The 6438-nt window shown below is 63.2% G+C and carries 8 protein-coding genes; 4 read left to right on the forward strand and 4 right to left on the reverse strand.

All coding sequences use genetic code 11. The features are described from left to right. From ACX80B_RS18085 to ACX80B_RS18100, 4 genes are all read left to right on the forward strand, one after another. On the forward strand, window positions 1–429 hold the full coding sequence (locus ACX80B_RS18085; protein WP_459298751.1) for a hypothetical protein: 429 nt from the start codon (window positions 1–3) through the stop codon (window positions 427–429). Further along, the gene (locus ACX80B_RS18090) at window positions 426–1589 is read left to right on the forward strand and encodes a GNAT family N-acetyltransferase (RefSeq protein ID WP_459298752.1); all 1164 of its coding nucleotides are present in this window, start codon (window positions 426–428) and stop codon (window positions 1587–1589) included. Before ACX80B_RS18085 ends, ACX80B_RS18090 begins: the two co-directional genes overlap by 4 nt. A 45-nt stretch (window positions 1590–1634) precedes the next feature. Beyond that, window positions 1635–2408, forward strand: coding sequence for a DUF4345 domain-containing protein (locus ACX80B_RS18095; protein WP_459298753.1), 774 nt, complete (start codon window positions 1635–1637; stop codon window positions 2406–2408). A 77-nt stretch (window positions 2409–2485) separates the two neighbouring features. Continuing rightward, window positions 2486–3490, forward strand: coding sequence for a bifunctional riboflavin kinase/FAD synthetase (locus ACX80B_RS18100; RefSeq protein ID WP_459298755.1), 1005 nt, complete (start codon window positions 2486–2488; stop codon window positions 3488–3490). Here ACX80B_RS18100 and ACX80B_RS18105 read toward each other — a convergent pair. The 4 genes from ACX80B_RS18105 to ACX80B_RS18120 form a co-directional block, all read right to left on the reverse strand. After that, on the reverse strand, window positions 3487–3879 hold the full coding sequence (locus ACX80B_RS18105) for a response regulator (protein WP_459298757.1): 393 nt from the start codon (window positions 3877–3879) through the stop codon (window positions 3487–3489). The two genes, ACX80B_RS18100 and ACX80B_RS18105, sit on opposite strands and share 4 nt — an antisense overlap. Next, entirely contained in the window at window positions 3846–5225 is a 1380-nt protein-coding gene (locus ACX80B_RS18110) for a sensor histidine kinase (protein WP_459298759.1), read from the reverse strand. Before ACX80B_RS18110 ends, ACX80B_RS18105 begins: the two co-directional genes overlap by 34 nt. Before the next feature lie 70 nt (window positions 5226–5295). After that, complete coding sequence (locus ACX80B_RS18115) at window positions 5296–5970, reverse strand: response regulator transcription factor (protein ID WP_459298761.1); 675 nt, start codon at window positions 5968–5970, stop codon at window positions 5296–5298. Between the two features lie 107 nt (window positions 5971–6077). Next, on the reverse strand, window positions 6078–6438 hold a 361-nt coding region (locus tag ACX80B_RS18120; protein WP_459298762.1), incomplete at its 5' end, for an AfsR/SARP family transcriptional regulator.

Here is a 6438-nt window from a genome sequence, read left to right on the forward strand (position 1 = left end):
ATGTCCAGCACAGAGGAAGAAACATTGACATCGTCCCGGTCCAGCGGACCGGGACGGCTGATCATCGCCGTCTACGCGGTATTTGCGTTGGCCGCCACAGCACGGGCTGGTTTTCAGATCGCGACGAAGTTCTCCGAAGCGCCGGTGGCCTACAGCCTCTCCGCCTTCGCCGCCGTCGTCTATATCCTGGCTGCGGTGTCGCTGGCCAAAGCGGGACCGGCGTGGTTCTGGACCTCGGTGCTGGCCGTCAGTATCGAAATGATCGGTGTACTTACGGTCGGCGCGGTCACGCTGGCGAGCTCTGCCGCTCTGCCCGATGATACGGTCTGGTCAGCCTTCGGCCTCGGATATGGATTCGTTCCGCTGGTATTGCCAATCGCCGGTCTGTGGTGGCTCTATTACAACCGTTCGGATCGGGAACACCGATGAACCGCGACGGTGTGATCAAACTGCGGCGGCTGCGGGTCGCGGATGCTCAAGCGTTTGCCGCGCTGTCCAGCGACCCCGAAGCCGTCCAGTGGTCCAACGGCAGCCCGGATTATTCGGCCGCCGACGCGGCGCTGTTCATCGCCGGCGATGCGGAAAAGGGCTGGGAGAGCGGAAAGACACTGCGTTGGGCAGTTGCCGATGACGTCAGTGATGCGCTGCTCGGTACGGTGGCCCTGCACCGGGTGCACGCCGGCGGCGCCGAACTGGGGATCAAACTTGCGTCCGGTTCCCGGGGCACCGGGGTTGCTCTGCGCGCCGTCGAACTGGTACTGGATTATGCCTTCGACGAGCGGGATCTGTCCGTCGTGCACTGGTATGCCAAAGTGGGGAATTGGGCCAGCCGGAAGCTGGCACACCGGGCCGGGTTTTCGCTGGAAGGAACAGTGCGGCTCCTGGCGGACGACGGCGATAGCCGCACCGACTGCTGGATCCTGACCATGACGGCATCCGATTCCCGGCGGATCAGCGGACCCAGCGCAGAACCGCATCCGGACAACCTGGACGTGACCGCCGTCGTACCGGAGCTGTCCGACGGCACAGTGGTGCTGCGCCGGCTTGGGGAGCAGGATGTGGGGGCACTTACCGCCAATTGCCAGGATCCTGTGGCGGTGCAGTGGACGAGTGTTCCGGAGGGCTACACCGAGCAGGACGCCCGGGACCATATTTTCACCCACGTGCCGGCCGCCTGGGCCAACGGCGAGCAGCAGAACTTTGCCATTGCCCGTGCGGAGGACGATCAGTTGCTGGGCACCATCGGCCTGCAACGTTTCCAACCCGGAAGCGCCGAGATTGGGATCAATATGGGACCGGAATCCCGCGGCAGTGGCGCCGCGGAACGGGCGGCCCGCCTGCTGACTGGATATGCGTTCGACCAGCTGAATCTGCAGTATCTGTACTGGCGGGCCGGTGTCTCCAACTGGGCCAGCCGGAAATTGGCCTGGAAGCTCGGCTTCCGGCACGAGGCCACGATCCGCGGCTGTTTCGTCCAGCGCGGTGTTCCCACCGACGCGTGGATTCTGACGCTGGCGGCCGGCGATCCCGGAAACCCCTGCGAGCCGTGGACGGGGCCTGAACCGCTTTCAACCCCGGACCGGCCGTGAGAGTATGGCTTCACCCAGTACTGTCCTTGAGGTGAGGTGTTGAACATGTCCCAGCCCGGCCCGGACTCCTCCAACGGTCCAGCCAACGAGCAGGTGGGAATGCCGGCTGGAGACGAGGTCAGGAACGCTGCTGGTGCCCAGGGCGCAAAGCCCGATGGAACCCATGGCAAACACACTGTGCCGGAAACGGCTCCGACCACGAAAATCGGGTCCGGTCAGTCCAATACAAGCTCAGTGTCGCCCCGGCCGGCCGACGGCGCAGCCACCAAACCGATACGCACAGCTGCTGCCACGGGTGGAAAACGCGACGCGCCCGAAAAGCGGGATGCCCGGGGCAAAACCGGAGCCGATGGGAAGGCAGCGGAGAAAGACGATGAGAACCGCGGCGACTGGAAACTTTTCCGTGCCGCCGTAGCGCTGGTGGGGCTGCTGCTGTTGGGCTTCGGCGTTTTCCAGGTCCTGTTGGGAACAGCGGGGTTGCCCGGGCCGGCGTCGGAAACCACACCTACTTTGGAAAGCAACTACCGGTACTTTGCCGCGCTGCTGGTGGGAGTCGGAGCCGCATTCCTGACCATCGCGGTGAAATTCGAATGGGCAAATGTCCTCTGGTTTGTCTGCGCCATGGTTTTTATTGGCGGTATCGCCCGCGTAATTTCCTGGGCCCTTTCCGGAACTCCCCACGTCATCATGATCGTGCTGATGGTCCTCGAACTTGTGGTCCCGCCCGTGCTGGTGGTCTGGCACCGCTGGCTGGTCAAAACGGCGGAGCTCAAGCGGACTTATTCCCACCAGCAGGGAACCGCGCAGGACATGGGTTAAATTATCTCCGGCACAATCAGCCATAATGTTAATGGCCCGGTCCGGGCCACAGCATTGCAGCGCTCGCGAGGAGATACGTGTACTACTGGAAAGACCTGGCCGAGGTTCCCAGCGGCTTCGGTCCCTCGGTGGTCACCATTGGAAACTTCGACGGCGTGCACCGGGGACACCAGCAGGTTCTCTCGCAACTGATCACCGCGGCGAGGGAGGACGGATGTTCCGCCGTGGCCGTTACTTTCGAGCCGCATCCGGCCAAAGTGCACCGGCCGGAAAGCGCGCCGGAGCAGATCATGGGTCTCGAGGACAGGCTGGACACGCTCGAAGCGACGGGGCTGGATGGTGTCCTGGTGATGCACTACAGCCTCGAGCTGGCAGCAAACACTCCGGAGGAGTTCGTCCGGAAAGTCTTCGTCGACACCCTCGGCGCTTCCAAAGTGTTCGTCGGCCATGATGTCCGCTTCGGCAAAGGCAACAGCGGGGACCTGGAAACCATGAAGCAACTGGGGGAGCAGTATGGTTTCAGCGTGGCCGTCATTAACGAATTCGGGTCGGATGTTCCCGGTCCGCAGATCGATTCCGCCGTAGCGAACGGCAGCAACGCCGTCGACCGCCGGTGTTCATCAACTTGGGTCCGTGAGCTGTTGAACGACGGCGATGTGCAGACCGCGGCGCAGGTCCTTGGCCGGCCGCACCGGGTCCGCGGCGAAGTAGTCCATGGAGCGTCGCGCGGCCGCGCGCTCGGTTTTCCCACCGCGAACCTTGCCCCTGCGGCGACCGGCTTCATTCCCGCCGATGGCATTTATGCAGGCTGGATGACAGACGCCGCAGGACGCCGGTGGCCGGCTGCGATTTCCGTAGGCTCGAACCCCACCTTCGAAGGGGTCTCCCGCCAGGTTGAGGCTCACGTCATCGACCGGCCGGAAGAGGCACCGGACGACTTCGACCTGTACGGCCAAATGGTGGTCGTCGAATTCATTGACCGGCTCCGCGGCATGGTGGCCTACAAGGGGCCGGAGGCGCTGGTCGATCAGATGCGCCTGGACGTGCGGCAGACCCGCGATGTGCTGAAGGCCGCAGGCTAGCGGCCCACTGCCAAATGGACGGCGTCGATCAGGGCGCCTTTGGGACTGCCCTTGGGGAGGAAGGCCACAGCTCCTGCGGCCGCCGACTGCGACAACCGCTCCTGTCCGGCGTCGACGCTGATCAGCACCACCTTAGCCCCGGGCAAAGCCGCGAGGATTTTCTCGGTCGCACTGATTCCGTCGAGCAACGGCATGTTGACATCCATGACGACGACGTCGGGCCGCAACCGAAGGGCGGCCGCGGCGGCCGCTTCACCATCGCCGGCCTCGGCCACCACCCGGAATTCACCGGTTTCTTCCAGCACGGAAACGATCCCCCACCTCATAACGGCGTGGTCGTCGACCACAAGGACGGTTATGAGGCCAGTGGAACGCTGGTGATAACGCATGTTCCCTCCCCGGTACTGGAGGTAATCTCCACCGTCCCACCTGCTTCAGCCACGGTGTCCCGCGCCAGTCGCAGTCCCAGATGTCCGTTTTGGATTTCCTGGGTGGAGTCGAAGCCGACTCCATTGTCGGCGACCCGCATTTCAGCGGTATGGTCTGCGACGCGCAGTTCGACCGACACCGACGTTGCCTCCGCATGCTTGGCCGTATTCACCAGCGTTTCCCGGGCCACCCGGTACAGCAGGACCTCGGTCGTCTTGTCGACTTGGAAGGACTCCGGCACGTCAAGGGAGACGTCCACACCTTGTTCACGCAAAGGATCGACCAGCCGGTTTAACGCCTTGGGAAGCCCCATCCGGTTCAAGTCGGCGGGGTACAGCTCGGTCAGCATGCCACGCAGCGTCCCGATATTTCCCTGCAGGATCGTTCGCGCCTGGACGATAGTGGGACGAACTGTGTCGGGACTGCGCGTTTCGACGGATTCGAGTGCGTAGCTCAACCCGGCGAGATCCTGGATGACCTCATCGTGGAGATCCCTGGCGATCCGCCTCCGCTCCAGGTCTGAAGCAGCGATCGACTGCCGCAGCAGCCGCCGTCGTACCAATTGATGGCCCTGGACCCGACGGGACAACCAGATAGCCAACGGGAGCTGGGCGGCCTGGAGCAGGACGAGCGCCAGCAGCACGCCCGGAACGAGCCGCAGGAACAGCGCCCCCTGCTCAGCCAGTGCCGCGTCGGCTGGATAATAAGCCTCAAAGATTAGCGGAACTCCGGCGGCCGACGTCGCCAAGGTGTAAACCTCCACGAGCTGGCCGGAATCCGACTCGAACCGGTTTTCCCCTTCGTCCGGTTCCTCGATGACGGCCGTGGTTGAGGCGCCATCGAAAAGTGCGGTGGCTCGGTCTGCCAGTTGCATCCGCTCTCCGATAAGCCGGTTCTCATCGGAATAGACGATGCGTCCTTCCTTGGTGACGATCTTCACCCGCATCAGATCGCCTTCACCGATCCGGGCATTCACTACGTCGTCCAAGCGTTCCTGAGCCTCCGGATCTCCAGACAGCAAGTCTTCATTGACGAATGGGGCGAGGGTGAAGTTGGCCATTCGTTGAGTGTTGGCGGCAATGTTCCCCAACGCGTGATCGAGGGCTTGAGCCCGGACCCACAACAGTGAAGGGATGAAAACCAGAATCATGGCCGTGAGACCGAGGATCAGGAAAATCGTGATTGTTTCATGGACGATGGATCTGTCGTTGGCCTGTTCGTCCTTCAACGGGTGCAAATCCGAACGGATCGCATCATCGCGTTCGTTCAGCGGCGCCGGGTCCACCGGCGCCAAAATGGTGCTCATGCGGCTTAGTTTGGAGTACAGACCTTGTGCCGACCTCGGGAATTTTCGGCGCCCCGGCCTGCCCTTATTTTCAGCCCTCATAGTCGCGGTGGATCAAGTGAAGACGGGAGGCGATGACGACCGCCTCAAGCTGGGAATGGGCTCCCAGCTTGGACAGAATGGTCTTCACATAGCCTCGGCAGGTCAGGGGAGACAGCCCGAGTTGCTTGGCTATCATACGCACGTCCTTGCCCTCACCCATGAGCTCCAGGACGACAGTCTCGCGGGGAGTCAGTTGCGGAACGCGCTCGGCTTCCTGATCCTGTTCCCGCCTGCGGGACGTCAGCCCGGCCACCAGCGAAGGATCGACGACCAGGCTTCCCGGACGGGCGTGCCGGAGGGTCTGGAGCATCGAGGCCAAGGAGCCGTCCTTGGGCAGAAAGCCACACGCACCGGCGCGGGCTGCGCGTTCGAAAACCTCAGGGGTGGCGTGGGCAGTCAACACGATGACGCGGGCCTGCGGGTTGTGTTCGAGAATGGCGGAGGTGGCGCTGAAGCCGTCGCCGTCCGGGAGCTGGACATCCATAACCACCAGATCGGGCTTCAGCTCCCGGCACATCCGAATGCCGTCCGTAGCGCTCGTGGCATGACCGATGCTGACAAGATCCGGTTCGCGGTCAAGGGCGGCAGTCAGAAGCTCAGCAAAGGTCAAGTGGTCGTCCACGACCAGTACCCTTGTACGCGCCACTGTATTGCCGCCGTCCATATCGCCCCCTAACGGAAATGGCCGCTATATGGGAGTATGCCGCAGAATGAGGTCCACGTACATGCTTTTGACGACAAATATGTAGTTATGTTGCTTGCCCTCGTCTCTCAGCCGGGTATTTGGGTTTGCATGACGAGTTGGGCTTGTTTGAGGAGGTTGGTCAGGACGCGGCTGGCGTCGCGTAGTGGTTCGTGGCTGGTTGTTGGTGCGGCCGCGGGGGCGGCTGCTGCCGGGGTGGCTGCGGGGGTGCCTGCGGGTTTGGTGGTGTGGCTGTCGGTGTTGGTGTGGGCGTGCAGGCACAGCAGGGCTGAGAGCAGGTCGGCGAGGCTGCCGTCGGCTTCGGCGGCGCCTTGGAGCAGTTCGTGGTGGATGCCCTGCAGTGCCGGTCCGGGGGTGCAGCCGAGTTCGTCGATGAACAGTTGGCGGCATTGTTCGTAGGCGTGCAGGGCGTCGGCGTGCCGGCCGGTG

This window comes from Arthrobacter monumenti, assembly GCF_054511255.1.